The 24936-nt window shown below is 66.5% G+C and carries 26 protein-coding genes; 7 read left to right on the top strand and 19 right to left on the bottom strand.

Going from position 1 to position 24936, the window contains the following annotated elements; all coding sequences use genetic code 11:
* Positions 1 to 110 precede the first annotated feature (110 nt).
* The 10 genes from ARADN35_RS0113145 to ARADN35_RS0113095 form a co-directional block, all read right to left on the bottom strand.
* Positions 111 to 815 (bottom strand): response regulator transcription factor, encoded by a 705-nt coding sequence (locus ARADN35_RS0113145; protein ID WP_010462833.1) that lies wholly within the window; start codon positions 813 to 815, stop codon positions 111 to 113.
* A 190-nt stretch (positions 816 to 1005) separates the two neighbouring features.
* Positions 1006 to 2070, bottom strand: a complete 1065-nt coding sequence (locus ARADN35_RS0113140) for a serine/threonine protein kinase (protein WP_010462831.1) — start codon at positions 2068 to 2070, stop codon at positions 1006 to 1008.
* 45 nt (positions 2071 to 2115) lie between these two features.
* Positions 2116 to 3213 (bottom strand): DUF2855 family protein, encoded by a 1098-nt coding sequence (locus ARADN35_RS0113135; RefSeq protein ID WP_010462830.1) that lies wholly within the window; start codon positions 3211 to 3213, stop codon positions 2116 to 2118.
* A gap of 356 nt (positions 3214 to 3569) precedes the next feature.
* Positions 3570 to 5006, bottom strand: coding sequence for a serine/threonine protein kinase (locus tag ARADN35_RS0113130; RefSeq protein WP_010462829.1), 1437 nt, complete (start codon positions 5004 to 5006; stop codon positions 3570 to 3572).
* On the bottom strand, positions 5003 to 5761 hold the full coding sequence (locus tag ARADN35_RS0113125; protein WP_010462828.1) for a metallophosphoesterase family protein: 759 nt from the start codon (positions 5759 to 5761) through the stop codon (positions 5003 to 5005). Before ARADN35_RS0113125 ends, ARADN35_RS0113130 begins: the two co-directional genes overlap by 4 nt.
* Positions 5762 to 5896: 135 nt before the next feature.
* Positions 5897 to 6280: a DUF1304 domain-containing protein gene (locus ARADN35_RS0113120; RefSeq protein ID WP_010462827.1), complete on the bottom strand. Its 384-nt coding sequence runs from the start codon at positions 6278 to 6280 to the stop codon at positions 5897 to 5899.
* A gap of 4 nt (positions 6281 to 6284) precedes the next feature.
* Positions 6285 to 6701 (bottom strand): organic hydroperoxide resistance protein, encoded by a 417-nt coding sequence (locus ARADN35_RS0113115; RefSeq protein ID WP_010462826.1) that lies wholly within the window; start codon positions 6699 to 6701, stop codon positions 6285 to 6287.
* Between the two features lie 72 nt (positions 6702 to 6773).
* Complete coding sequence (locus ARADN35_RS0113110; RefSeq protein ID WP_010462825.1) at positions 6774 to 7238, bottom strand: MarR family winged helix-turn-helix transcriptional regulator; 465 nt, start codon at positions 7236 to 7238, stop codon at positions 6774 to 6776.
* A 270-nt stretch (positions 7239 to 7508) separates the two neighbouring features.
* A complete protein-coding gene (locus ARADN35_RS0113100) occupies positions 7509 to 8330 on the bottom strand; it encodes a crotonase/enoyl-CoA hydratase family protein (RefSeq protein ID WP_010462823.1) in 822 nt (273 codons plus the stop codon).
* Positions 8331 to 8413: 83 nt separating this feature from the next.
* A complete protein-coding gene (locus ARADN35_RS0113095) occupies positions 8414 to 9262 on the bottom strand; it encodes a 3-hydroxybutyryl-CoA dehydrogenase (protein WP_010462820.1) in 849 nt (282 codons plus the stop codon).
* A 129-nt stretch (positions 9263 to 9391) separates the two neighbouring features.
* On the opposite strand from ARADN35_RS0113095, the gene ARADN35_RS0113090 reads away from it, so the two are divergent.
* Positions 9392 to 10981 (top strand): GMC family oxidoreductase, encoded by a 1590-nt coding sequence (locus tag ARADN35_RS0113090; RefSeq protein WP_010462819.1) that lies wholly within the window; start codon positions 9392 to 9394, stop codon positions 10979 to 10981.
* A 188-nt stretch (positions 10982 to 11169) separates the two neighbouring features.
* Positions 11170 to 11907 carry a hemerythrin domain-containing protein gene (locus tag ARADN35_RS0113085; protein WP_010462817.1) on the top strand — a complete coding sequence of 246 codons (738 nt, stop codon included), beginning with the start codon at positions 11170 to 11172 and terminating at the stop codon, positions 11905 to 11907.
* Positions 11908 to 11910: 3 nt separating this feature from the next.
* On the opposite strand, the gene ARADN35_RS28765 is transcribed toward ARADN35_RS0113085, so the two are convergent.
* Genes ARADN35_RS28765 through ARADN35_RS0113070 form a run of 4 tightly spaced genes read right to left on the bottom strand, consistent with a single transcriptional unit; the run spans position 11911 to position 14630 of the window.
* Complete coding sequence (locus ARADN35_RS28765) at positions 11911 to 12726, bottom strand: GAF domain-containing protein (RefSeq protein ID WP_341864660.1); 816 nt, start codon at positions 12724 to 12726, stop codon at positions 11911 to 11913.
* Entirely contained in the window at positions 12609 to 13265 is a 657-nt protein-coding gene (locus ARADN35_RS28760; protein ID WP_341864659.1) for a pyridoxamine 5'-phosphate oxidase family protein, read from the bottom strand. Before ARADN35_RS28760 ends, ARADN35_RS28765 begins: the two co-directional genes overlap by 118 nt.
* The gene (locus ARADN35_RS0113075; protein ID WP_010462813.1) at positions 13262 to 13753 is read right to left on the bottom strand and encodes a hypothetical protein; all 492 of its coding nucleotides are present in this window, start codon (positions 13751 to 13753) and stop codon (positions 13262 to 13264) included. The genes ARADN35_RS28760 and ARADN35_RS0113075 overlap by 4 nt, the downstream gene beginning before the upstream one ends.
* Positions 13754 to 13775: 22 nt before the next feature.
* A complete protein-coding gene (locus tag ARADN35_RS0113070; RefSeq protein WP_029413996.1) occupies positions 13776 to 14630 on the bottom strand; it encodes an ABC transporter permease in 855 nt (284 codons plus the stop codon).
* A 123-nt stretch (positions 14631 to 14753) separates the two neighbouring features.
* Here ARADN35_RS0113070 and cynS point away from each other — a divergent pair, with 123 nt between their 5' ends.
* Entirely contained in the window at positions 14754 to 15197 is a 444-nt protein-coding gene (gene cynS, locus ARADN35_RS0113065) for a cyanase (RefSeq protein ID WP_010462809.1), read from the top strand.
* 109 nt (positions 15198 to 15306) lie between these two features.
* Here the strand turns inward: cynS and ARADN35_RS0113060 are convergent, their stop codons facing one another.
* On the bottom strand, positions 15307 to 15879 hold the full coding sequence (locus ARADN35_RS0113060) for a DUF3455 domain-containing protein (RefSeq protein WP_010462808.1): 573 nt from the start codon (positions 15877 to 15879) through the stop codon (positions 15307 to 15309).
* 332 nt (positions 15880 to 16211) lie between these two features.
* Between ARADN35_RS0113060 and purT the strand changes: the two genes are divergently transcribed.
* Both purT and ARADN35_RS26335 read left to right on the top strand, forming a co-directional pair.
* On the top strand, positions 16212 to 17438 hold the full coding sequence (gene purT, locus ARADN35_RS0113055; protein ID WP_010462805.1) for a formate-dependent phosphoribosylglycinamide formyltransferase: 1227 nt from the start codon (positions 16212 to 16214) through the stop codon (positions 17436 to 17438).
* An 89-nt stretch (positions 17439 to 17527) separates the two neighbouring features.
* Complete coding sequence (locus ARADN35_RS26335; protein WP_010462804.1) at positions 17528 to 18544, top strand: AraC family transcriptional regulator; 1017 nt, start codon at positions 17528 to 17530, stop codon at positions 18542 to 18544.
* On the opposite strand, the gene ARADN35_RS26970 is transcribed toward ARADN35_RS26335, so the two are convergent.
* Positions 18492 to 19325: an SDR family NAD(P)-dependent oxidoreductase gene (locus ARADN35_RS26970; protein ID WP_010462802.1), complete on the bottom strand. Its 834-nt coding sequence runs from the start codon at positions 19323 to 19325 to the stop codon at positions 18492 to 18494. The genes ARADN35_RS26335 and ARADN35_RS26970 overlap by 53 nt on opposite strands.
* Positions 19326 to 19533: 208 nt before the next feature.
* Positions 19534 to 20475, bottom strand: coding sequence for an ATP-binding cassette domain-containing protein (locus tag ARADN35_RS0113040; protein WP_010462800.1), 942 nt, complete (start codon positions 20473 to 20475; stop codon positions 19534 to 19536).
* A gap of 127 nt (positions 20476 to 20602) precedes the next feature.
* Here ARADN35_RS0113040 and ARADN35_RS0113035 point away from each other — a divergent pair, with 127 nt between their 5' ends.
* Both ARADN35_RS0113035 and ARADN35_RS0113030 read left to right on the top strand, forming a co-directional pair.
* Positions 20603 to 21394 (top strand): helix-turn-helix domain-containing protein, encoded by a 792-nt coding sequence (locus ARADN35_RS0113035; protein ID WP_010462798.1) that lies wholly within the window; start codon positions 20603 to 20605, stop codon positions 21392 to 21394.
* A 115-nt stretch (positions 21395 to 21509) separates the two neighbouring features.
* On the top strand, positions 21510 to 22136 hold the full coding sequence (locus ARADN35_RS0113030) for an FMN-binding negative transcriptional regulator (protein WP_010462796.1): 627 nt from the start codon (positions 21510 to 21512) through the stop codon (positions 22134 to 22136).
* An 84-nt stretch (positions 22137 to 22220) separates the two neighbouring features.
* Here ARADN35_RS0113030 and ARADN35_RS0113025 read toward each other — a convergent pair whose 3' ends face one another.
* A complete protein-coding gene (locus ARADN35_RS0113025; RefSeq protein ID WP_010462793.1) occupies positions 22221 to 23357 on the bottom strand; it encodes a GGDEF domain-containing protein in 1137 nt (378 codons plus the stop codon).
* Positions 23358 to 23387: 30 nt separating this feature from the next.
* On the bottom strand, positions 23388 to 24869 hold the full coding sequence (locus tag ARADN35_RS0113020; RefSeq protein ID WP_010462791.1) for an AMP nucleosidase: 1482 nt from the start codon (positions 24867 to 24869) through the stop codon (positions 23388 to 23390).
* Positions 24870 to 24936 lie beyond the last annotated feature (67 nt).

Below are 24936 nucleotides of genomic sequence, written 5' to 3'. Positions count from 1 at the left end.
GCGGCGGCCGGTGGAACGCCAAAAGGCCAGCACGCTGCAAAGCGTGCTGGCCTTTTTTGTGGTCAGGGTGGAGCGGATGGCGGCTGATGCAGCGCCTTCCGCGTGGCCGTTCAGGGGCGTAGGTTCGCCAGGTCCACCGTGTCCAGCCGGTAGCCCATGCCGTAGATGGCGGTGATCGTGTAGCCGTGGGCCTGCTGCGCCAACTGCAGCTTGGCGCGCAGGCGCGAAACGTGGGTGTCGAGCGAGCGCGAAGGCGCTTCGCTGCGTTCACCCCACACCGCTTCGCGCAGGTGTGCGCGCGACAAGAGCCGCCCCGCGTTGCGGAACATGAAAAGGGCCAGCTCGTATTCCCGGTTCTTCAGTGTCAGCGGTTCCCCTTGCAGAAACAGCAGCCGTTTCTCCGGGTCGAATCGGTAGGGGCCGAAAGCCAGCTGCTCGCCCATGGCCTGCGGGTACGCCCGCCGCAGCAGGGCCGCCACGCGGGCGACCAGCTCACCCACCCGCAGGGGTTTGACCATGTAGTCGTCCGCGCCACGGTTGAGGGCCTCGATCACGTCGCGTTCTTCGTTGCGGCGTGTGACCAGCAGGATGGGCAGTTGCTGGCCGGCCATCTCGCGCAGGCGCTGGATGACCTCGATGCCGTCCATGTCCGGCAGGTGCCAGCCAGAGATCAGCAGGTCAAAGGTTTCGTGCCGTGCGTCCTTGAGCAGGCTCGCACCGCTGGTATAGAAATGGCACACATGGTGGTGGCGCTCAAGGGCGCCCCGGATCATGTCGGGCAAAAGGGGGTCGTCGTGCAGGACGGCAATGCGCATGGTGTGAGTCTTCGGGCAAAGCTGCCCCTGGCAAGTCAGAGAAGCGCCCTATCTGAGAGGTCGTTTTTCTGATGTTGCGCGACATCGCGCCCCTGTGCACACGGGTTGACAATCGTTTGCAATGGGCGGTGCGCCATCGCGCCCGCCCGCCCGGGCCCCAGCGCCTAAGGCGGCGCAGGGAGAGTTCGTCTCACACCGCCAGAGGCTCTTCCTGCATGGCCTCGATCTGCTCGATCAGCATGTCCACCTGCCCGCGCCAGTAGTCGCTGGTGCCAAACCACGGGAAGTTCACCGGGAAGATCGGGTCCTGCCAGCGGCGCGCCAGCCAGGCGCTGTAGTGGATCAGGCGCAGCGTGCGCAGTGGCTCGATGAGCGCCAGCTCGCGGCGGTCGAAGCTGCGGAACTGTTCGTACCCGTCGATCAGTGCGCTGAGCTGGTGGGTGCGCTGGCGCCGGTCGCCCGACAGCAGCATCCACAAGTCCTGCACGGCCGGCCCCATGCGCGCGTCATCCAGGTCCACGAAGTGCGGGCCACCCCGGCCCCATTCGTCGAGGGGGGTCCAGAGGATGTTGCCGGGGTGGCAGTCGCCATGCAAGCGGATGGGGGTCGCATCTTTCAAGCAAAATGGGGCTCCAGCGCTTGATGGATAAGCGCTAGCAGCTATCAATTCAAGAGCTTTTTCGCACTGGGCCTTCCACAGGGCCTGCATGTCGAGCGGGATGATTGCCTGGGCAAGCAGCCAGTCGTACGAAGCCGTACCAAAACTCTGCAGGTCCAGCAGCGGGCGGTGCACAAAGGGTTGGGCTGCGCCCACAGTGTGGATGCGCGCCAGAAAACGGCCAATCCATTCCAGCACCTCAAAATCATCCAGCTCGGGCTGCCGGCCGCCACGCCAGGGGCTGACCGAAAACGCGAACCCATCGTGCTGGTGCAGCGTGCTGCCGCTCAACACCAGCGGTCCCACGGCGGGTACCTCGGCGGCCATCAGCTCGGCGGCAAAGGCATGTTCTTCGAGGATCTGCGCTTTGCTCCAGCGGCCCGGGCGGTAGAACTTGGCCACCACGCGCTCGCCATCTTCCAGCGTGACCTGGTACACCCGGTTTTCGTACGACGACAAGGCCATGAGGCGCCCATCGCCATACAGGCCCACGCCGGCCAGTGCGTCCAGCACCTGGTCGGGGGTGAGGCGGGCGTAGGGGTGTTGGTCGGCGGCGGCGTGGGTGTCGGGCGCGGGTTCAGGGGGCAGTGGGGTCATGCCCCATTGTCGCTGCCTGCCCCGCCCTCAGCTGCCCGTGAAATGTCAGCCCGGCAGCATGGTGGCGATATGGCCTGCGCGCGGGTCGCCGCTGCCGGCCAGCACGGCGGCAAACAGCGCCTGCGTGGCCTCGGGCCCCGTATGGTGCTGCACCACCAGCCAGGGGGTGGAGGCGGTCTGTACGGCGGCGCTGAACTGGTTCCAGGCCGCCACCAGGCGGTCGTTCAGGCCCTGCGCACCCCAGTCGGTGTGGCGCTTCTTGACCTGGGCAGGGGCAAAAAACATCACCGGGCGCGGGCCGGGCAGCTGGCCGGCGCCGCCCAGGTCCTGCACGTGGCTGGCACCCACCGAGCAGCTGTAGGACAGGCCCGTGAAGTGGGCGTGGATGCGCTGGCGCAGGCCCACGCTGCCTGCAAAGTCGATGTACACGCTGGGCGTGGCGCCGTCGAGCTGTGATTCCAGCGCGTCGTAGGTGACCACGCGGCTGTAGCACCCCAGGCTTTCGCAGAAGGCCACATTGCCGGGTGAGGTCAAGCCGATGACCTCGATGCCTTCACGCTGCGCCAGCTGGAACGCGGTGCCGTAGGCCGTCTTGCTCGATGCGCTGGACAGCAGCATGCGCTGGGCGCCGAAGAACTGCTGGTCCTCCAGAAAGTCGTCGATGAGCCACGAGGTGATGAACAGCGGCCGCAGCAGTGCCTGCACGTCCTCGTTGTCGGTGCGGTACAGCGGGTCGGTGCTGGTGTGCAGGTAGTGGTTGTAGACGGCGTGCAGGCCCGCGCGGTGGGGCGCGCCGTCGCTGAAACCGGCCGCGTTGGCGCGGTGGGGCGAGAGTACCGCCTGGGTGCCCATGGGCCAGTAGCCATAAAGCCGCTCGCCCACGGCCACGTCGGGGTGCAATGACCCGGTCACCGTGCCAAAGCCCCACACGGGCACGATGCCCCAGCCGGGCTCGCCGGTGGGGAAAAACTGCCAGTAGTTCAGCATGTCGCCCAGGGCGGCATAGGTGATGTTGTTGGACGTGAGGGCGAACGAATCGACCCGCACGTGGACCTGGCCTTCGGTGAGGGCGGAGTCTTCGGCGGCCGACAGGCGGGTGGTGGCCAGGTTGTCCTGGCGCACGAGGAGGGTGGTGGTGCTCATGCCACCACGCTAAACGAAAGCCCGGCGCGGCTCAAGGGGCCCACGCCACCTCGGCGACAGCGCGGCCCTCCCTTTGAACAGGTTCTTAGAACCTGTTCAAAATTTTCTCGGGGATCGCGTTGGAGTGCAATCGGGATGAGTGGATGCTTCGGATGCGCCGCATGGGCTCATGCCCATGCAAGCGGCCGGGGCGTCCAATCGCCCGATTTCACCCCAACCCTTCGGGCAAGTGCCTTGCCGGGCGGTCTGCGGCGTTGCGGCGCTTGCCAATAGCCGAGCTATTGGCTGCGCACCGCGCCTTGCATCTCATCCCGGCAAGGCGCTTGCGCGACCCCGAAAAGATCTTGAACAGGTTCTTAGCCCGTGAACGACTCGCCCAGCTGCTCAAAGGGCAGCGCTTGCTTGACCAGGATGACAGTGCAGGGCGCATCGCGCGCCACGCGCATCGGCACGGTGGCGATGAAACGCTGGGTTTGCAGGCCGTGCGTGGCGGCGCCCAGGATCATCATGCTCACATGGTTGCTGGCTGCGTAGCGCACCAGCGCGTGGGCCACGTCGCCCGATTCGAGCACGTGGTAGCTCACATGGTGGCCTGACAGGTCCAGGCCCTGAGCCCACTGGCGCAGACGTGCGATGTGGTGCCGGTGCAGGGTGGTTTCGCTGCGGTCGTGGCTGCTGGTGCTGCTGGCCGAGGGCGACAACACCGTCACGCAGGCCAGGCGCGCGCCCGGGCGGATGCCTAGCGAACGCGCCACGGCCTGGCGCAGCGAATACAGCGTGGCGTCCGTCACGCCGGCATGGGGCACGGCCACCATGAGGATGGGGGTCTCCTCGATCTGCTGCGCGGGCAGGGGGCTGGGCGTGTAGTGCATGCCGGCCGCCCGCAGCCAGCGCCGCAGGTGGGTGCGCAGGGATGTCCCCTGTGTGCGCTCGCCGCGCTCTGTGATGAGCACCTGGTCGGGGTGCGCCAGGTCAAAGGCGAGGTGGGCGGCCGAGGGGTAACGGTGGGAGGCCTCGGGCTCCAGGCAGCGCAGGATGATCTCCTGCAGCCAGGGCGGGATGTCGGCGCGGTGCTTGCGCGGGGGCGCGGGTGTCATCCACAGGCGCTGGCGCATGCCACCGCGGGTGGTGGGGGCACCAAACGGCAGCTCGCCCGTGGCCAGCTCGTACAGCATCACGCCGATGGCGAAGATGTCGCTGCGCGGGTCGCCGCGCACACCCACCACCTGCTCGGGCGCAATCCAGGCGGGCGAGCCCACGGCCTGGCGCATTTCCTCGGCCAGCAGGTCGGGGTAATGGGCGTGGCAAGAGAGGCCAAAATCCAGCAGCACGGCGTTGCCGTCGGCCTTGATGAGCACGTTGGCGGGCTTGAGGTCCAGGTGGCACACGTTCTGCTGGTGCAGGCTGTGCGCCGCATGGGCCGTGGCCGCGCCCAGGCGGGCTATTGTTGAGGTGTCGCAGCGTTCAGGCGCATCCACCCAGTGTTGCAGCGTCTGGCCGGGGATGTACTCCATGACGAGGAAGGGCAGGCGCACGAGGTCGCCCGCCGCCACAAAACGCGGCACATGCGGGCCGCTGAGTACGGGCAGGATCTGCAGCTCCACCTCGAAGCTCACGATGTTCTCGGCCCCATCGCCCGCCGTCATACGCGGGATCTTCATCGCCATCGGAAAGCCGGGGCTGCGGTCGGCCTGCGCGTACTCCACGGCGTAGATGTGCGCCATGCCGCCTGCGTGGATGCAGTCCACCACGCGAAAGCCGTCGATCTCGGTGCCGGCGGCCAGCAGCTTCATTGGCCGTGCTCCAGGCGGTCCGCGTAGAAGCCCGGCAGGCCTGCCGCGCGGATGGCGGCGGCGGCGGCCAGGTGGTCATACGGCACGCGGTAGAAGGTGATCTGCCGTGCCGTGTCGTCAAACAGCGCGTACATGGCGCGCGCGTCACCGTCGCGCGGCTGGCCCACCGAACCCACGATGCCTAGCCACTGGCGGTGCGGTGGCACGGGCACGGGCACGCCGGGCTCGGGCGCAAAACGCATGAGCTTGGCGGTGGGCGTGAGGAAGTACAGCGCCTGTGCGTGCACATGGCCGCAGAACACGTAGCGGATGGCCGGGTCGATGGCCTGGGCGGCCGTCATGCTGCGCTCGGCGGCGTTGGAGTCCTCCACATAGCGCCATTGCTCGGGCGCATCCACGCTGGCGTGCACCAGCAGCGCACTGGTCCCCAGGCGCGCGGTGAGGGGCAGCGATTGCAGGAAGGCGATGTGGCTGTTGCCGAGCTGGTCGTGGGTCCACTGCGCGCCCATTTCGCTGCGATTGCGTGGTGCGGCGGGTGGTGCCAGCGCCATGGCGTCGTGGTTGCCCAGCACGCAGAGCGCGCCTTGCTGCGCGAGCGCTCGCGCCTGTTCGACCACCGCCACGGGTTCGCCACCATAGCCGACCAGGTCGCCCAGCAGCGCGAACTGCTCTGCACCCTGGGCGCGGGCGTGCTGCAGGCAGGCGTCCAGGGCCTCGCGGTTGGCGTGGATGTCAGACAGCAGGGCGATCTTCATGGGGTTGTCTCCAGCCCCATCATCGCGCGTGTCGCTGAATGCCAGCTTGCAAAGGCCGATGGGCCTGTGCGGATTTCAACAAAAATAGCTGCCAGCGCTTACTGAGTAAGCGCTGGCAGCTATGATTTTTGACGCTTAGTGGTTGCGCTGTGTGGCGGGCTTGTCAAAGGCCAACACCAGGCCCAGTGCAATGATCGCGGGCAATGCCTGGCTGAAGAAGATCTTGGGCGCTGCCGTGGCGGCGCCAAACACCCCGGCCACGATCACGCAACCCAGGAAGAAGATCTTGAACAGCCGGTTGCTGGTGAACAGGCCCCAGAACAGGCCGGCCGCCAGGAATCCGTTGTACAGACCCTGGTTGGCCGCCAGCGTGGTGGTGGCGTCGGCCAGCTCTTGCGTCAGGTTGAACGTCTTCATCCCCAGCGGCTTGTTCCAGAAGAACATCTCCAGCACGAGGATGTACACATGCTCGATGGCCACCAGGGCCACCGCGATGCGGGGAATCAGCAGGCGGCCCATGGTCTTAGACGATCGTGATGGTCACGTCGATGTTGCCGCGCGTGGCATTGGAGTAGGGGCAGACCTGGTGGGCTGCGTCCACCAGTTTCTGGGCGGTTTCCTTGTCCAGGCCGGGCAGGCTGATGGCCAGGCGGGCGGCGATGCCGTAGGCGTTCGGGATGGGGCCCAGGTCCACTTCAGCGTCGATGGACACGTCCTGGGGCACAGGAATGCCGATCTTGCCGCCGACGGCCTTCATCGCGCCGATGAAGCAGGCTGCGTAGCCGGAGGCAAACAGCTGCTCGGGGTTGGTGCCGGTGCCGGCCGTGCCGGGCGAGGACAGCTTGACTTCCAGGCGGCCGTCATCGGTCTTGGCGGCGCCATCGCGGCCACCGGTCACGTGCGACTTGGCGGTGTACAGGACTTTTTCGAGCTTGGTCATGGTGTCTTCCTTGCGGTTGTTGCCCACTGGCGGGCGGTGGAGGGAATCGGTTTTTGCGTTGTCTGCAGGCCGTCAGCGTTGCTCGCTGAGCCGGTCGCGCAGTTGCTTGAGTTCGGTGGTCAGGGCCGTCAGCTCGGCAATCGAGCACTGGCTGCTTTGCAGCACGCAGGGCGGGATGGCCTCGGCCTGGTCGCGCTGTGCGCGGCCTTGCGACGTGAGGGTGATGCGCACGCGGCGCTCGTCCTGCACATCGCGCAGGCGGGCAATGTGGCCCTGCGCCTCCAGGCGCTTGAGCAGCGGCGTGAGCGTGCCGGAGTCCAGAAACAGGCGCTCGCCCAGCTCGGACACCGTCACGCCATCCTGCTCCCACAGCACCAGCATCACGAGGTACTGCGGGTAGGTCAGGCCGATCTGGTCGAGCAGCGGTTTGTACAGCTTGGTCATCGCCAGCGAGGCGGAATACAGCGCAAAGCAGACCTGGTTGTCCAGCCGCAGGATGGCGGGGCTGGGAGTGTGGGGTGTGCTGTGGCTGGGCATGGGGTGAATTGTGATCGTGAATTCAATTGTGTGCAATTGAATTGTGAAAAACTTTGTTAATGGATGGGATTGTGTCGGTGGGGGAGCGGCGCCGCGCCATCGGTGCTATTTGCGCGCTCCGCTGGCGCATGCGGGGGCGCAGCATCCACGTCGCTCTCAGGAAAATGCTATCAATAGCAGAGCATTAAGTGCATAATTTATACGCGCTAGCGGTCGATTTGGCTTGGGATTTGGCGCGTGGTGTTTCAGGCGGCACGAACTACCAGGTCCTCATCGCCCGCTGAACTGCGCGGGCCGGCGCTCGACAAACGCGCGCACGCCTTCGGCGGCGTCCTCGCTGTTGGCCAGTTGCTTTTGCACCGGGATGAAGTCCGCCACCGCAGCCGCCTGGCCTTGCTCGATGGCCTTGAGCACATTCAGGCGAGTGGCGACCACTGCACGCGGCGCCTGTGCGGCAATGCGCTGGGCAATCGCCAATGCCTCGTCCAGCTCCTGGCCAGCCGGCACCACTTTCTGCACAAAGTTCAGACGGTACGCCTCGGCGCTGCCAAACTCGTCGGCCGTGAGCAAATGCAGCAGGGCATTGCCCGTGCCCGCGCGCTCGGCCATGCGCAACGTGGCGCCACCTGTGGCCATGATGCCGCGCTGCACTTCCATCTGCGAAAAGCGGCAGTCGTCGGCGGCCACCACGATGTCGGCGCCCAGCATCAGCTCGATGCCCACGGTGAAGCAGATGCCCTTGACCGCCACCACCATCGGCTTGGTACGGCGCCGGTAGCCGGGCAGGCCGTAGTCGTGGGGCTCCACCAGGCCTTCAGGAATGGCCTTCTCGCCGCGCTGCATGTAGGCGCTGACGGCGGGCAGGTCCAGGCCCGCGGTGAAGTGATCGCCGAACGCATGCAGCACGCCCACGCGCAGCTGCGGGTCGTCATCGAGGCGCGTGTAGGCCTCGGCCAGCTGGCGGAACATGGGCGGCGTCCAGCCATTGCGCTTGGCCGGGCGGTTGATACCGATGAGCAGCACATGGCCGAGCACCTGGGTGTCGATGCAGCCTTCGGGCGGGGGCGTGGTGGGGGTGATGCTGGTCGTCATGGGCTTGAATGTCTCCTTGCCCATGATTGAAAACCCACCGCGATGGGCGCGCCGTCTCCGTGGGGACAGCGCGCCCGGAACGGTCAATACGTATAGACGCCTTGGCCCGTTTTGCGGCCCAGGCGGCCGGCCGCCACCATTTCCTTGAGCAGCGGGCAGGGGCGGTACTTGCTGTCGCCAAACTCGGTCAGGTACACATCCATCACGGCCAGGCACACATCCAGGCCGATCATGTCCGCCAGTGCCAGCGGGCCGATGGGCTGGTTGCAACCCAGCTTCATGCCCGCGTCGATGTCCTCAGGTGTGGCCAGGCCTTCGGCCAGCACGAAGAAGGCCTCGTTGATCATGGGCACCAGGATGCGGTTGACCACAAAGCCGGGCGCGTTCTTCACGGTGATGGGGCTCTTGCCCAGCGCCTCGGCCAGAGCCTTCACGGCATCGTGGGTGGCGTCGCTGGTCTGCAGGCCACGGATGATCTCCACCAGCGCCATCATGGGCACGGGGTTGAAGAAGTGCATGCCGATGAACCGGTCGGCGCGGCTGGTGGCAGCGGCCAGCTTGGTGATGGAGATGGACGAGGTGTTCGAGGCGATCAGCACCTCGGGCGCCACGATGGCGTCCACCTGCTTCAGGATCTTGAGCTTGAGCTCGTAGTTTTCGGTGGCGGCCTCGATCACCAATTGCGCGGCTTTGAGGTCGTCGTAGCTGGTCGATGTCTTGATGCGGCCCAGCGCGGCGGCCTTGTCGGCCTCGGTGATTTTTTCTTTTTTGATCAGGCGGTCCAGGCTGCCGGCCACTGTGGCCAGGCCCTTTTGCACTGCCGCATCGGAGATGTCGACCATCACCACGTTGATGCCCGACACCGCGCAGGCCTGCGCAATGCCGTTGCCCATGGTGCCGGCGCCGATGATGCCAACGGTTTGAATCGTCATATAGAGAGCTCTCTTCAAAGTGAAACGGATGGATGGAATGGTAAAGCGAATCGCACGACCGTTCGGTTATCGTGCCTTCACCCTGGACAACCAACCCGCTGCACAGCATGGCGGAGGAGACAACACAACATGTTCGACTACATCGTCATTGGCGGCGGCTCTGCAGGCTCGGTACTGGCGGGGCGGCTCACCGAAGACTCGGCCGTGCGGGTCTGCCTTCTGGAGGCGGGGCCCGCCGACAAGAGCGTGCTGATCCACTGCCCCGCCGGGCTGGCCGTGATGGCCAAGTTCGAGCTCAACGGCTGGGGCTTCAACACCACGCCGCAGTCCGCGCTCAACAACCGCCAGGGCTACCAGCCACGCGGCAAGGTGCTGGGGGGGTCCAGCTCCATCAACGCCATGGTGTACATCCGTGGCCAGCATGCCGACTACGACCACTGGGCCGCCCAGGGCAATCCTGGCTGGGGCTGGGAGGATGTGAAACCCTATTTTCTGCGCGCCGAGCACAACGAGCGCGGCGCCGATGCCTGGCACAGCCAGGGCGGGCCTTTCAACGTGGCGGACCTGCGCACGCCCAATCGCTTCAGCCGCCACTTTGCCGAAGCGGGCGTGCAGGCCGGGCATCCGTACAACGCCGACTTCAACGGCGCCTCGCAAGAGGGTGTGGGCCCTTACCAGGTCACGCACAAGAATGGCGAGCGGCACAGCGCCGCCAAGGGTTATCTCACGCCGCATCTTGCGCGCCCCAACCTGCAGGTCATCATCGGTGCGCACGCCACCCGCATCCTGTTCGAGGGCACGCGCGCCGTGGGTGTGGAATACCGCCAGGGCGGCGCGCTGCACCAGGTGAAGGCGAGCCGTGAGGTGCTGCTGAGCGCGGGCGCGTTGCTCTCGCCGCAGCTGCTGATGCTGTCGGGCGTGGGGCCGGGCGCGCAGCTGCGGCAGCACGGCATCCCGGTGCTGCACGCCCTGCCGGGCGTGGGCGCGCATCTGCATGACCACCCCGACGTGGTGCAGGTGCTGGATGCCCCCGAACTCAAGGACCTGTTCGGCCTCTCGCTCTCGGGCATGGCGCAGACGCTGCGCGGCATTGCCGAATGGCGCAAGCACCGCACCGGCATGTTGACCACCAATTTCGCCGAGGCGGGGGGCTTCATCAAGAGCGATCCGTCGGAGGCCGTGCCGGATCTGCAACTGCACTTCGTGATCGGCAAGCTCGTGGACCACGGGCGAAAGACCGTGTTCGGCCATGGCTACTCGGCCCACGTGTGCCTGCTGCAGCCCAAGAGCCGGGGCTCGGTCACGCTGGCAAGCCGCGACCCCATGGCGTTGCCATTGGTAGACCCGAATTTCCTCGCGGACCCGGACGACATGCTGCGCATGGTGCGCGGCTTCCAGCGCACACGCGAGATCCTGGCGCAGCCAGCGCTGGCGAAGTTCGGCGCCAAGGAGCTGGCGGCCTCGGCCAATGCGCGCACCGATGCGCAGATCGAGCAGTTCATCCGCCAATACGCCGACACCATCTACCACCCCGTGGGTACCTGCCGCATGGGGCCGGGGCCTATGGACGTGGTGGACGCCGAACTGCGCGTGCACGGCCTGTCGGGCCTGCGTGTGGTGGACGCGTCGATCATGCCGCGCATCGTGAGCGGCAACACCAATGCGCCCACCGTGATGATTGCGGAAAAAGCGGTGGATCTGCTGCGCGCTGCCGCGTGAAGGAATTCACGTTTACTGCGCGTAACGCCGGTTTTAAGGTTTGTGGAAGGTCTGTTTAAGGAGTTTTTAACAGGCAGGAACGCGGCGCGTTCCTAGACTTCTTTTCATGGAAACGGGCGCATGGTGCACCCGGCCCGGCGCCAGAAACATGGCGCTGACAGAGCCCACCGGGGCCATGAAAGAACGTGATGAAAATTGATTCCCGCGAAATCGCCGCACTGGCCCAAGCCCAGCCCTCCGCCCCCCGCATGGACATGTACGCAGGCATTCACAAGGCCCTGCGCGCCTTCATGGCCGACACGCTGCTGGGCCTGGGTCGCATGGATGTGGACGACGACCTGGAGTTTGCGCAGACCTGCGACCGGGTGATGCAGATGCTCGACTTCTGCCGATCGCACTTGCGCCACGAGAACCAGTTCGTGCACGCGGCCATGGAGGCGCGGCAGCCTGGCTCCAGCCAGCGGGTGGACAGCGAACATGTCGAGCATGAGCAGGCCATTGCTGCGCTGGCGGCCGGGGTGTCGCATTTGCTGTCTTGCGCGCGGCCGTCGCGTCCCGCTGCCACACAGGCCTTGTACCGCCAGCTCGCGCTGTTCATCGCCCACAACTTTGAGCACATGCACGAAGAGGAGACAGCGCATAACCAGGTGCTGTGGAGCCGCTACAGCGACGAAGAGCTGGTGCGCATCCACGACGAACTGGTTGCGTCCATTCCGCCCCAGGAAATGCTGGTGACGGCCCGCTGGCTCGTGCCTTTCATGTCACCTGCCGAACGCACGGCCATGCTGTCGGACATGCAGCAACATGCCCCCAAGCCGGTGCTGGCGGCGGTGCTGGCCCACGTGCAGCCCCACCTCACGCAGCAGGAATGGACGAAGCTGGTTCGCAGCCTGGGGCTGCCTCCGGTGCCCGGGCTGGTGCACTGAAGCTCAAGCGTCTTCCAGCACCAGGGGGCGCAGCACACACAGTCGAAAGCGCCCACGCCCGGTCTTTTCGATGTGAATGTGCGGGCTGTTTTCCTGCAGGCGGCGCTGCAGCAACAACAACCGGGCTTCGAGGTTGTCGGCCACGTCGGGCAGGCGCAGCGCGGGGTCCAGGCGCAGTTCGCGGTTGGTGAAGTCCACGCGGCCACTCGCCAGGTGGTCGCGCAGCAACTTACAGAAGATGGCGCCCGCCACGCCTTTGATCAGGTAGTCGTCATTGATGAACACGCTGTCGTTGGCCGCGAAATGTCGCACGCGCAGCGCTGCGCCGCTGAGGGCGGGTGGGTGGGCTGTCGCTGGTTGTGGCTCTGCCGTGACTTCGGGTGCCGCCTGCAGCAGGTCGATGGCGGCGGCCAGCTGCCCGGCGATGGCCACGAGCAGGTCTTCGTCCTCGAATCCAAAGCGCATGTCCTCGGGGCTTTCGGCAAACAACACGCCCAGCAGGCGCCCGGCCGACACCAGCGGCACGGCGATCTGGCTGTGCGGCTCCGCGAGGCCCGGGTAGGGAATGTCCATGCCGCGCTGCAGCTGCGCGCCGGCATCGGCATGGGCGTCCAGGCTGTCGCGGATGGCATGGCTGTAGCGCGCGGCATTGGTCACGTGGCTGATGCGTACCGGTGTGCGCTCTTGCGCGGCCACACCGATCACGCCCTGCCCGAGACGGATCTCCGACCCCACGCCGGAGGTGGCGTAGCCATGGCTTGCCACCGTGTAAAGCTGCTCGGCCGTGGCATCCAGCATGAGCACCATCGCATGGCCGATATCGAGCTGCTCTTGCAAGGTGCTGAGCGTGCAGGCCAGCAATTCGTCCAGCCCCACGCAGCGGGCCATGCGTTCACTGCCCGTGCGCAGGGCATGCAGCAGCCCGGTGCGCTGCGGTGGGGGTGGCAGGCTGTCGCCCGAGACGGCCTCGATCCGCTCCACCAGATAGATGTCTGAGCCCTTGAGATCAAAGACGCCGCCATGCCGGCATGCGAGGCGATGCCCGCCAGTTGCGCGCGCATGCTCTCGAACACCGGGCCATGGTCCTCGGTGCGCTCGTAGTACAGGTGCAACCGGTAGAAGCTGGCCGTGCGCGGGTCCAGCACCAGCACGGCGGCGCGCGGATTGCGCAGGATGTTCTGGCGGGTCTTGTTGAAGAACTGGAACGAGAGCGCGACATGCCCCTCGTCCACATAAACGGCCTGCGAGATGTAGGCCACGTTGGGCATGCCGTCCGCGTCGCAGGTGGCCATGATGGCCGGGATGGCACCTTCCAGGCAGGGACGGATGGCGTGCAGCGACAGGCTCACGGTGCTCATGCGGCCTGCGGTCCTGTCAGGGCGGCGCCGGCGCGGGGGCCCGGCGTTTGGTCGAAAGCCGCGGTGGGTGTGAAGCTGACCGCCACCACATCGGCCAGCGGCGCGGCCAGCATGGCGCCTACGTAGCGCGGGCCATAGCCGACCAGGCCCACCTCGTGCTCCATGGAGCGCAGGTAGGCCTGCAGCACGGGCAGGTCTTCCTCCGTGGCCGCGCGTTGATGCGCCTGGAGGGCCTTGAGCTGGAGCGTGCGGTGGGTGGCGGGTTCGCTGAACACCACTGCGATCCGCCCGGTATCCGCAATGTCCTGCAGCAACTGGCGCGACTGGCTGCGCCGCAGGTACACCGTGACGCAATGCCCATCGGCGCTGAGGTGGCTGCCCACCGCCCGCATGATGCTGGGCTGCAGCGCCGCGCTGCACGACGCCACGATGGCGGAGACACCCTTGGACACCATCGCGATGCGGCCTGGGTCGAGCAGCAAGGTCATGGGCGGGCCGGTAAAAGCGCGGTCATGCCTTGAAGCGCTTGCGGGTCAGCGCCAGCGCCACCCAGAACGCAGCCACGGTGGTCACCACCAGCACCAGCCCGTGGCGCCACGGATGGGCGGGCCACTGGTCCATGAACAGCGGGCGCACCAGCTCGACCGCGTTGGTCAGCGGCAGCCAGTCGGAAATCGCGCGCACGATGGGTGGCAGCTGCTCGCGTGGGAAGAACACGCCCGAGAGGAACATCATCGGCGTGAGCACCAGCGTGAAGTAGTAGGTGAAGAAGTCATACCCTTTGGCCAGCGCATTGAAGATGAGCGCGATGCTGGAGAACATCACCCCCACGAACAGCAGCACCGGCCAGGCCACCAGCAGCTTGGGGCTGTGGCTGATGCCCAGCGCCAGCATCACGCCCAGGATGGCGGTGACAGTGAACAGGGCCTTGAAGGCGGCCCACAGCATTTCGGCCAGCACCACGTCGTCCAGGCTGATGGGCGCATTCATGATGCCGTCCCAGGTCTTTTGCACATGCATGCGTGAAAAGGCTGAATACAGCGCCTCGAAGCTCGCTGCATTCATGGCGCTCATGCAGATCGAGCCACTGGCCAGGAACAGGATGTAGGGCACTTTGGTGTCGCCACCCGCCCCCGCGACGTTCACCTGCCCCACCAGTGCCCCCATGCCGTAGCCAAAGGCCACCAGCCACATCAGTGGCTCGGCAATGTTGCCCACCAGGCTGGGGATGGCCAACTTGCGCCACACCAGCAGGTTGCGCAGGAACACTGGCCAACAGCGCGCTGACAGGCTGGGCGCGCGCCACACGGATGGAGGAGGTGGGGAGACGGAGGAGACTGGCGGGGAGGGGGGGGCGGTCTGCATGCGCTTATTGTGCGGCGTCGGGTTCGCGACAGCCAGCACTTGTCGTGCACCAGGGCAGGCATGGGCATTGCTTGTGCCACGGAGGTATCGATCTTTGTCCTTACAACACCCCCAGGAGACTGCATGAACCGCACCGACGTCACCGAGAAAATCATCAGCACCAAGGTCGCCAAAGGCCTGCAGTGGAGCGCCATCGCCAAGAAGGTCGGCCAGTCCAAGGAGTGGACGACCGCCCTGTGCCTGGGCCAGATGACCGCCACCCCCGAGCAGGCCAAGGTGCTGGGCAAGATCTTCGGCCTCACGGCCGAGGAGCAGAAGTGGCTGCAGGTGGTGCCCTACAAGGGCTCGCTGCCCACGCCCGTGCCTACCGACCCGCTCATCTACCGCTGGTACGAGGTCGTGAGCGTGTACGGCACCACCATCAAGGAGCTGATCCACGAGGAGTTCGGCGACGGCATCATGAGCGCCATCGACTTCAGCATGGACATCACGCGCGAGGCAGACCCGAAAGGTGACCGCGTGAACGTCGTTTTGTCGGGCAAGTTCCTGCCGTATAAACAGTATTGACCCCTGAGGCGCTGCGCGCTTTCCCCCAAGGGGGACGCACCCGGTGGCCTGGCGGAGCCAGTTCCACGGGTGCGCTGGCGGGGCGCTGTGCCGGCGTCGGGGGCGCGGCCTACGCGGCCTTCCAGAAGATGTAGTCGGCCTGGTACTTGACGATCTGGCGCTCGCCCTTATTGGCGGGCGCACAGGTCGAGGCGGGTGCCACGCCGCCCTTCAGAGCCACGCGCTGGATGAAGGTCACACCTGTCATGGCGCCGGTGCCCATGGCGGGGTTGGCTTTGACCAGCTGATACGGCAGGTTGCCTGCACCCGATGGCGCCACGGCCAACTGGGTGGCGGTCAGCTTGGAGCCATCGCCCGACTCCCAGGTGGCGGGTGGGCCGTAGTAGGTGCCCACTTGTTTGCCGCTGCGGTCGTTCAGTACCGCCTTGGGGCCCACGAACACCCATTCGGTCTGGCCGGGCGCGTTGGCCTTGTCGCGGCATTCGTAGGTGATTTCGCCCACGCCCACGGTTTCCATGGCGACCTTGTTGCCTGCAGGCACCTTGATGGTGTCGGGCAGGCTGTCTTGTGAGTACATGGGGCTGGCGGAGGGCTTCATGGCGCCGCAGGCCGCCAGCAAGGTCGCGGCGGCAAGTGCGCAGGTCAGGGGAGCGAGGCGAGAGTGCATGGGCTGGGTGTGCATGGTGGTTCCCTTTTCTTCAATGGGGTTGAGAGCACAGCGGCCACGGAAAGACCGGCTGCAACAGGGAGTACGTGCGCAAGCGCGGCCTGGATGTGCCCCGTGCAAAATAAACATGACTTACGCAAAACAGGGTGCAGGCAAGCGGTTCACCCCAAGGCGAGGCGGTTGTTGCATCTCGATTTGCGTAATTCCTGGTCAATTCGGGCGGACTTGTTCCGCGCAGGCGCTCCCTGTGGTTTCGCCCGGAACCCATGCATTAAAGTCGCCAGATGGCGGTGGCCGGTTCACCGCCTTCCGCTGCCCTTGCCCTCACTTTTTCTGGAAAACCTCCCATGACCACCCTCGGAACCCCCCTGTCCCCCCGTGCCACCAAAGTCATGCTGCTGGGCTCGGGGGAGCTGGGCAAGGAGGTGCTGATCGCCCTGCAGCGCCTGGGCGTGGAGACCATCGCGGTGGACCGCTACGACAACGCCCCCGGCCAGCAGGTGGCGCACCACGCGCGCACCATCACCATGAGCGACCCGGCCCAGCTCAAGGCCCTGATCGAGGCCGAGCGCCCCCACCTGGTGGTGCCCGAGATCGAGGCCATCGCCACCCCCATGCTCGAAGAGCTGGAAGCCGCCGGCACAGTGCGCGTGATCCCCACGGCCCGCGCCGCACGGTTGACCATGGACCGCGAGGGCATCCGCGTGCTGGCCGCCGAGACGCTGGGCCTGCCCACCAGCCCGTACAAGTTCTGCAACTCGCTCGAAGAGCTGCAGGCCGCCATCGATGCAGGCATCGGCTACCCCTGCATCGTCAAGCCCGTGATGAGCAGCTCGGGCAAGGGCCAGAGCAAGATCGACGGCCCGGCTGACGTCAAGAAGGCCTGGGACTACGCCATGGCCGGCGGCCGCGTGAGCCACGGCCGCGTGATCGTCGAGGGCTTCATCGACTTCGACTACGAAATCACCCAGCTCACCGTGCGCTCGGTGGGGGCGGATGGCCAGATCGCCACCAGCTTCTGCGACCCTATCGGCCACGTGCAAATCAGCGGCGATTATGTGGAAAGCTGGCAGCCCCACCCCATGCACCCGGCGGCGCTCGAGAAGTCGCGCCAGATTGCGAAGGCCGTGACCGACAACCTGGGCCAGGGCTTTGACGGGAAACCCTCCGGGCTTGGCCTTTTCGGCGTGGAGCTGTTCGTCAAGGGCCAGGACGTGTGGTTCAGCGAAGTGAGCCCCCGCCCCCACGACACGGGCCTGGTCACTTTGTGCACCCAGCACCAGAGCGAATTCGAGCTGCACGCCCGCGCCATCCTGGGCCTGCCGGTGGACACCCGCCTGCGCAACCCCGGCGCGAGCGCGGTGATCTACGGCGGAGTGGATGCCGTGGGCATCGTTTTCGACGGTGTGGAAGAAGCCCTGCGTGTGCCCGACACGGACCTGCGCCTGTTCGGCAAGCCCGAAAGTTTCACCAAGCGCCGCATGGGCGTGGCGCTGGCGCGTGCGGCCGATGTGGACATGGCGCGCTCCAATGCCAAGCTGGCGGCCGGCAAGGTCAAGCCACGCAAGGTCTGAACCAGGCGGCAGCTAGGCAGCGATGGCGATGCCCGTTTGTGCGGAAAGCTACCTGCGGCGCAAGGCTTCCATGAACCGCAGACCGCAGCATGTCCGCCCGGATTCCGCCTGAGCCCACCTGCTGGGCGCGGGGGGCGCTGGATGTGATGGCCTATGCCGCAGGGCGAGGCTTGGCACGGCACCACTTCGGCAGCCGGGCGGCGCGGCTCGGCGTGCCCGAGCAGCGCATTCCCGTGTCGCTGTATTACGACGTGGTGGAGACTGCGGCAGTTGCCTTGGACGACCCTCTGTTTGGCGTGAGCTACATCGAGCAGGTGCAGCCTGCATCGATGGATGCCGTGGGCTTCCTGGCCATGGCCAGCAGCACACTGGGTGAGGCGCTGGCGCGGGTGATTCGTCACCACCGCTGGATCACTGACGGGGAGCGTTTCGAGCTGGATGTGGCGGCCGGGATGGCCTGCTTCAGCTATGTGCCCTGGGGGCCGCCCAGGCTGGCGCACGCGCACGTGGCCGACATGTATGCCGCAGACTGTCTGGTGCTGGCGCCGCGCATCACGGGGGCGCCGGTGTCTGTCTTGTCGTTCAGCCTGGCGCACGCGCCGCTGGCCCCATTGCCCGACTACCAGCGGCGCTTTGGCGCGCTGCCGCAGTTCGGCGCCCGCCGCAATACATGGTGTTTGCCGGCCGAGGTGCTCGATCGTCCGTTGCCCGGCGCCGACCCTGGCCTGGTGCGTTTTTTTTCGCGCTACCTGGAGGAGCGGCATGGTGTAGCGCCTCGGCCTTCCCCATCGGCCATGGTGGACCAGGTGCGCCAGCGCATTTGTGAAGGCCTGCCCGATGGGTGTGTCCCCACGCTGGCGCAGCTGGCGGCGCAACTCCATTGCAGCGAGCGCAGCCTGCAGCGCCGCCTGTCCGAGGCCGGACTGTCGCTGACCGGCCTGGTTGACGAGGTACGGCGCACCCGTGCCGTGGCCTGCCTGGAGATAGGGTTGTCGGCCTCGGAGACCGCCTTGTTGCTGGGCTACGCCGATCCAGCGGGCTTTCACCGGGCCTTCAAACGCTGGACGGGGAGGCCGGCGAGCCAGTGGCGGCCAGGTCCAGCATGACAGCGCGGGTCGTGCCCGCCATCAGCCATTCGCCCAGCCGCGGCGACAACCGGGCCACGCGCCACAGCATGTGGTCTCCTTTGCTGGCAAACCACTCGGGGCGCCCCGCGCGGGCTGCTTGCACAGCCTGCCGTGCCACATGGGCCGGGCTGTTCATGGGCACGCGGTCGAACCGGCTGGCGTGGCCCAGATCGGTGGCCGTGTGGCCGGGTACAAAAACGCACAGCCGCACACCGGTGCCGGCCAGCTCGCCGCGCAGTGAGTGCACCAGCAGGTTCACAGCGGCTTTGCTCGCGCTGTAGCCCGCCATGGAGGGGGTGGCCACCATGCCGCAGACAGAGGAAACATTCAGCACCACTCCGGCACCCCGCGCGATCATGTGGGGCAATACGGCGCGCAGCAGGTTCAGGGTGCCGAAGTAGTTCGTCTCCATCTCCTGACGCGCCTGCTCGGGGGGCTGGTGCAACCACAGGTGTTGCGCGCCCCGGCCGGCGTTGTTGACCAGCACGTCGATGTGCCCGTGCGTGCCGATGGCCGCGCTGACCGCTGCAGCCACACTGGCCGGGTCGGTGACATCGGCGGCCTGCCACCAGGCCGGTATACCCTCCGCCGCGAGGGCAGCTGCGGCGTCTTCCAGGGCAGGCGCGCTGCGTGCGAGCAGCAGCACCTTGGCGCCCGCCATGCCAAATGCGCGGGCCATGGCCAGACCAATGCCCCGCGAGCCTCCGGTGATCAGAACGGTCTGGACGGCTCGGGCGGGTTGGGGTGGGGGACGTGTCATGCGATCTCCTGCAAATCGCGCCAAGTCTGTCCCGCCGTTTCGGCCGGGGCAATGGCCGCACACGCCAACTTCACGGCCTGGGGCGACGGAGTGTGGTTGTGTCCTGCACGCTGCACGCCTGGAGCGCCGTGGCAAGAAATTGGGGCGAAAACAGCTCTGGCGCTTTGCAGTCAGGCGCAAGCTGCTATTGTTTTGGTAGCTTTTTGGTTCAGCCGTCTTCCCGGATCTGCCGTCCCGTGAGCTTGAGGAACAGGTCCTCCAGGTTCGCCGGTCGGTGCAGCGTGCGCAGGTGGCCGTGGGTGGCCAGCGCCTGCAGCAGCGGCTGGGCGTTCTGGGTGTAGAAAAATACGGTCTCGCCGCTGATTTCCACGCGGGCGGCCAAGGCGCGCAGCGCGGCATCCTCGGCCATCTGGACGGCGCCCACCCCAAACACCTCCACCACATCGGGCTCCAAGTGCTGGGCGATCAGTTCGCGCGGGCGGCCTTCGGCGATCTTCTTGCCATGGTCCAGTACCAGAAGGCGCGAGCACAGGCGCTCGGCTTCGTCCATGAAGTGCGTGGTCAGCAGAATCGACTTGCCTTGCTGCAGCAGGAGTTGCAGCCGCTCCCACATCAGATGGCGGGCCTGCGGGTCCAAGCCGGTGGTGGGCTCGTCCAGCAACAGCAGGCGCGGGTTGTTGACCAGCGAGCGAGCCAGCGACAGGCGCCGTTTCATGCCGCCCGACAGCTCGCCCGGCTTGGCATCTGCCTTGTGGGTGAGGGCAGCGAACTCCAGCAACTGAGGCACTCTTTCGTCCATCACCGTACCCTTGATGCCAAAGTAGCGGCCGAAGACGCGCAGGTTTTCGGCACAGGTGAAGTCTGGGTCCAGTGTGTCGAACTGCGTGACCACGCCCAGCTGCGCCTTGATGGCCAGCGCATCGCGCGGCATGTGCAGCGGGGTGCCACCCGCTTTCGGATGGAAGTGCACCGCACCTCCATCGGGCGCCGCCAGGCCCAGGCACATGCGGATGGTGGTGGTCTTGCCTGCGCCGTTGGGGCCGATGACGCCCAGGCATTCGCCGGGGGCAATGGCAAACGACACGTCGTCGACCACGGTGGTTTCGCCATAGCGTTTGCGCAGGTTCAGGGCTTCAAAGAGTACGGTCATGGGTTGATTGTGTGCGATGCTGGCGCTCCCAGGGCGGCGGGGTGCCAAGAGCCCATTGGCCGGTTGCCGCGCCATGGTGTGGGGCAAGGATTTGTCGCGCAAGGCGCATGACGGAACGAAAGGGGATATGGGAATTGCTGTGCTGGACCTCGGTTATGTAGAGCTGCCGTTGGGCACACTGGATGCCACCCGGATCGAAGCGGTGTGGCGCTATGGCCTGGCTGCGGGGCAGCCGCAGCGGGTGCTGCCAGACGGCCGCATGGACCTGGTCGCGCATTGTGTGCTGCATCCGGACAGCTCTGTGGCGTCGGTCCGGCTGGTCGTGGCGGGCCCCGCCGACACGGCCACGCAGGTGGTGTTGCGCGCCAACACCGTGCTGGTGGGCGTGCGCTTTCACATGGGCTGGGGCGGTGTGTGCCTGGGGGTTGTGCCCCGCACGCTGCGCAACCAGGCCCTCACGGGGCCATGTGCCTTGGCGCTGCTGGGTCCGCTGGCCGATGCGGTGGTGCGCGCAGACACCGTGCCGCGTGCCCAGGCCGCCTTGTGTGCCGCGGTCAGTACGTTGGCTGCGCGGGCGGTGGTCACTGCCGCGCATGGCCGGGCACTCCAGGCCATCGCGCAGATGAAAAGGCGCATTCAGGCGGGAGCCTATGGCGATGTGCCGGGTGCAGAAAGTTCGTCGCGCACCCTGCGCCGGGACATTGTGGCGGTGGCCGGCTTCCCCCTTCGGACCCTATCGGGTGTTTTGCGTTTCCAGCGGGCCCTGGAGCTGCTGGATGCCGGAGGTGGCCCGCTCAGCGGGGTGGCCGTGGCGGCTGGTTACACCGATCAGGCGCACATGACCCGGGAGTTCCGCCGGTTTGGCGGCTTTACGCCCACAGTGCCGCCACCGGCTCCGCTGGTCCGCTTGTTCGGATAAAAACGGCTCCGAATCGGTAGGGCCTTCCTCGGGCTGCGATTGGAGCGTGGCCGAAACGTTCAAGACGCAAACCTTGCCCAGGGCCAGACTGTGGGTTTCTGATTGCCCCAATGCCATGCACAGCCAACCCCTTTTCCAGCTGGAAGACCCCCATGCCATCCACCACCTCATGCGCGTCTATCCATTGGCCACGGTGGTGGCCGTGACGCGCCAGGGGCTGGAGGCGAATCTGCTGCCCCTGGAACTCTGCACCGAAGAGGGTGGACCCACACGGCTGCGGGGACATGCGGCGCGGGGGCACCCGCTGCTGCAGCCGGGCATGAACGGCGCCGAGGTGCTGGCCGTTTTTCAGAGTCCCAACGCCTACATTTCACCGCGCTGGTATGTGAATGGCCAGCGCAGCGGCCGCCTGGCACCCAGCTGGAACTATGCGGCTGTCGAGGCGCGGGGGCGCCTGCGCTGCGTCGATTGCCGTGACTGGCTGCAGGCCCACCTGCAGGCGCTCACGCTCTCGCAGGAGGCCCGGCGCGACGCGCCGTGGCTGCTGGAGCATGCCGACTCCGGGTTTGTGGAAGAGGTCGCCCGGCGTTTGCGGGGTTTTGAAATCGATATCGATCATCTGACGGGAAAACGGTTCCTGTCGCAGCAACGCACCGAGGCGGATCGGCGTAGCCTGATCGAACACCTGTCCAAGGAGGGCTCGGGCGCCGCGCACGATGTGGCCCGGCTAGTGGTTCCGTGAGGGGCATGAAAAAAGGCTGCTAGCGCTTATTTGTCAAACGCTCTTTGCTACTCAAAAAATAGCATTCACCTCCTGGTGCAAGGCTCAGGATGCCGCCATCAACCGGCCGCGGCCTGCGGTTTTTGCCTCGTACAACGCACCGTCGGCACGGGCCATGAGTTCGGCCAGGCCCGATTCGCCAGGCTCCATCACGGCCATTCCGGCGCTGTAGTCCAGCGCAAAGCCCAGTTCTGCCACGCTGGCCGCATGCAGACGCCGACGAAGGCGCCGGTCGAACGACAGGCCTGCCGGGGCGCTGTTGTGCAACAGCAGCACGCCAAACTCCTCGCCGCCCAGTCGTCCTACCAGGTCGCCGCTGCGGCTCGTGTCGCCCAGCAGCCGCGCAAATAGCTGCAGGGCTCGGTCCCCGGCCTCATGTCCTTGGGTGTCGTTGACGCGTTTGAAGTGGTCCAGGTCCAGCATCAATGCAGTCATGGGCAACTGGTGGCGGATGGCGTGGGCCAGAAGGCTGACCCCCTGCGTGGTGAAGCCGCGCCGGTTGAGCAGGCCCGTCAGGCCGTCGGTCATGGCCAGCGTGCGCAGCTTCTGCTCGGCCTCGTAGCGCCAAGCCACCAGCACGGCGACGGTGCCAAGCACCAGGCTCACATTGGTGGCCAGGGCTGCGGCCAAGTTGATTGGGTGGGGGGTGCGGAAACTCGGGTATTGGTCGGTAAAGGCACCCAGCAGCCCGCGCGCCAGCGTGAAAGCGGCCGACGTGAGCAGGCAGCCCAGCAGCAGCGCGCGCCAGCGCCCATCTGCCAGCACGCGCGGGTACAGCGTGGCGCGCGCCACGATGCACAGAATGACCGCCATCAGCCCGTTGGCCCAGCCCACGCGCCATGCGTAGTGGCCAAACCCCAGCGTGTAGCCCAGTGGTGCCAGGACCACCAATGCCAGCAGCACGCGCCGCAGCGGGCGTGGGCCCAGCCACTCTTCCAGGGCCCGGTACAGCATCCACTGCGCTGCTGCATTGCAGGCAATCGACACGGTGGACAGCGCCTGGTCCCACAGGGTGGACGAGGCAATGATGGCGGCCCAGGCTACGGCCTGCAGCAGCATGCTGGCTTGCACATGGCGGGCTGCGCGGCCTACGTCCCGGCCCATGATCATGGGCAGCGCGGCCGAGATCATGAACAGGTTGGCCGCCATGACGGCCATCAGCGTCAAAAAATCCAGTGGCATGGGTCGAATCGGCCCCGTGATTCGGGGTGTTTACTGGAAGGCGACTTCGGCAAAACTGCGCAGCTTGCGGCTGTGCAGCCGGTCCACGCCACCGTTGCGCAGGATTTCGATGGCGCGCATGCCGATGCGCAGATGCTGGTCCACACGCTCGCGGTAGAAGTGGTTGGCCATGCCGGGCAGTTTGATCTCCCCATGCAGGGGCTTGTCGCTCACGCACAGCAGGGTGCCGTAGGGCACGCGAAAGCGAAAGCCGTTGGCGGCGATGGTGGCGCTTTCCATGTCCAGCGCCACGGCGCGGCTCTGGCTGAAGCGGCGCTGGGGCGTGTTGTCGGGCAGCAGCTCCCAGTTGCGGTTGTCGGTGCTGGCCACGGTGCCGGTGCGCATCACGCGTTTCAAATCCGCGCCGCTGATCTGCGTGATGTCGGCCACGGCCTGCTGGAGTGCCAGCTGGATCTCGGCCAGCGCCGGGATGGGAACCCACAGCGGCAGGTCTTCGTCGAGCACATGGTCTTCGCGCACGTAGGCGTGGGCCAGCACGTAGTCGCCCAGCCGCTGGCTGTTGCGCAGGCCCGCGCAGTGGCCCAGCATCATCCAGGCGTGCGGGCGCAGCACGGCGATGTGGTCGGTGATGGTCTTGGCGTTGGCGGGGCCGACGCCGATGTTGACCATGGTGATGCCGCTGCTGTCCGCGCGCACGAGGTGGTAGCCAGGCATTTGCGGCAAGCGCGGCGGGGCCACGCCCAGTTCGTCGCCGGGCTGGGCACTCAATCCCACGCGGCGGGTCACAACATTGCCCGGCTCGATGAAGGCGATGTACTCGCTGTCGGGTTTGGCCATCTCGGCATGGCCCAGGCGCACGAATTCGTCGATGTAGAACTGGTAGTTGGTGAACAGCACGAAGTTCTGGAACCACTCGGGTGCCGTGCCGGTGTAGTGGCGCAGGCGGTGCAGCGAGTAGTCCACGCGTGGTGCGGTGAACAGCGACAGGGGTTGTGCCTCGCCCGGGCGGGCTTGCCAGGTGCCGTTGGCAATGCCGTCGTCCATGGCTGCCAGGTCGGGCAGGTCGAACACGTCGCGCATCAGCATGCGGCGCTCGGGTGTCAGCGTGCCCTCGATGTGGTCGTGCTCGGCAAATGAGAAGTGGATCGGAATGGGGTGGGCACTGGTGCCCACTTCCAGCTCCACGTTGTGGCTGGCACGCAGCAGACGGAACTGCTCGGCGTAGTAGTGGGCAAACAGGTCGGGCCGGGTGAGGGTGGTTTCGTAGCGCCCGGGGCCCTCCACAAAGCCATAGGCCAGCTTGGTATCGGCCCGCGCCACCGTGGTGGTGTGCACCCGCACAAAGGGGTAGAACGCGCGCACGGCGCCTTCGGGCGTTTCACCCGCCACAAAACGCTGCATGGCGTCGCGCAGGTGGCCAATCTGTTGCTGGTAGATGCGCTGCACCTGGGCCAGTGCGTCGGCCGGGTCGGTGTGGCGGGTGGGGGCGATGAAGTCGGGGATGAGGGGCATGCCCCTATTGTCCACAAGCCGGGAACGTGTTTGTGTGACGGGCCTCGGGAAAGGGAGCTGAACAGGT

This window comes from Acidovorax radicis N35 (assembly GCF_000204195.1).
GTDB classification, from domain to species: domain Bacteria; phylum Pseudomonadota; class Gammaproteobacteria; order Burkholderiales; family Burkholderiaceae_C; genus Acidovorax; species Acidovorax radicis.
Note: the sequence above shows the minus strand (reverse complement) of the source record. Positions and strands in the feature narration are given on the sequence as shown.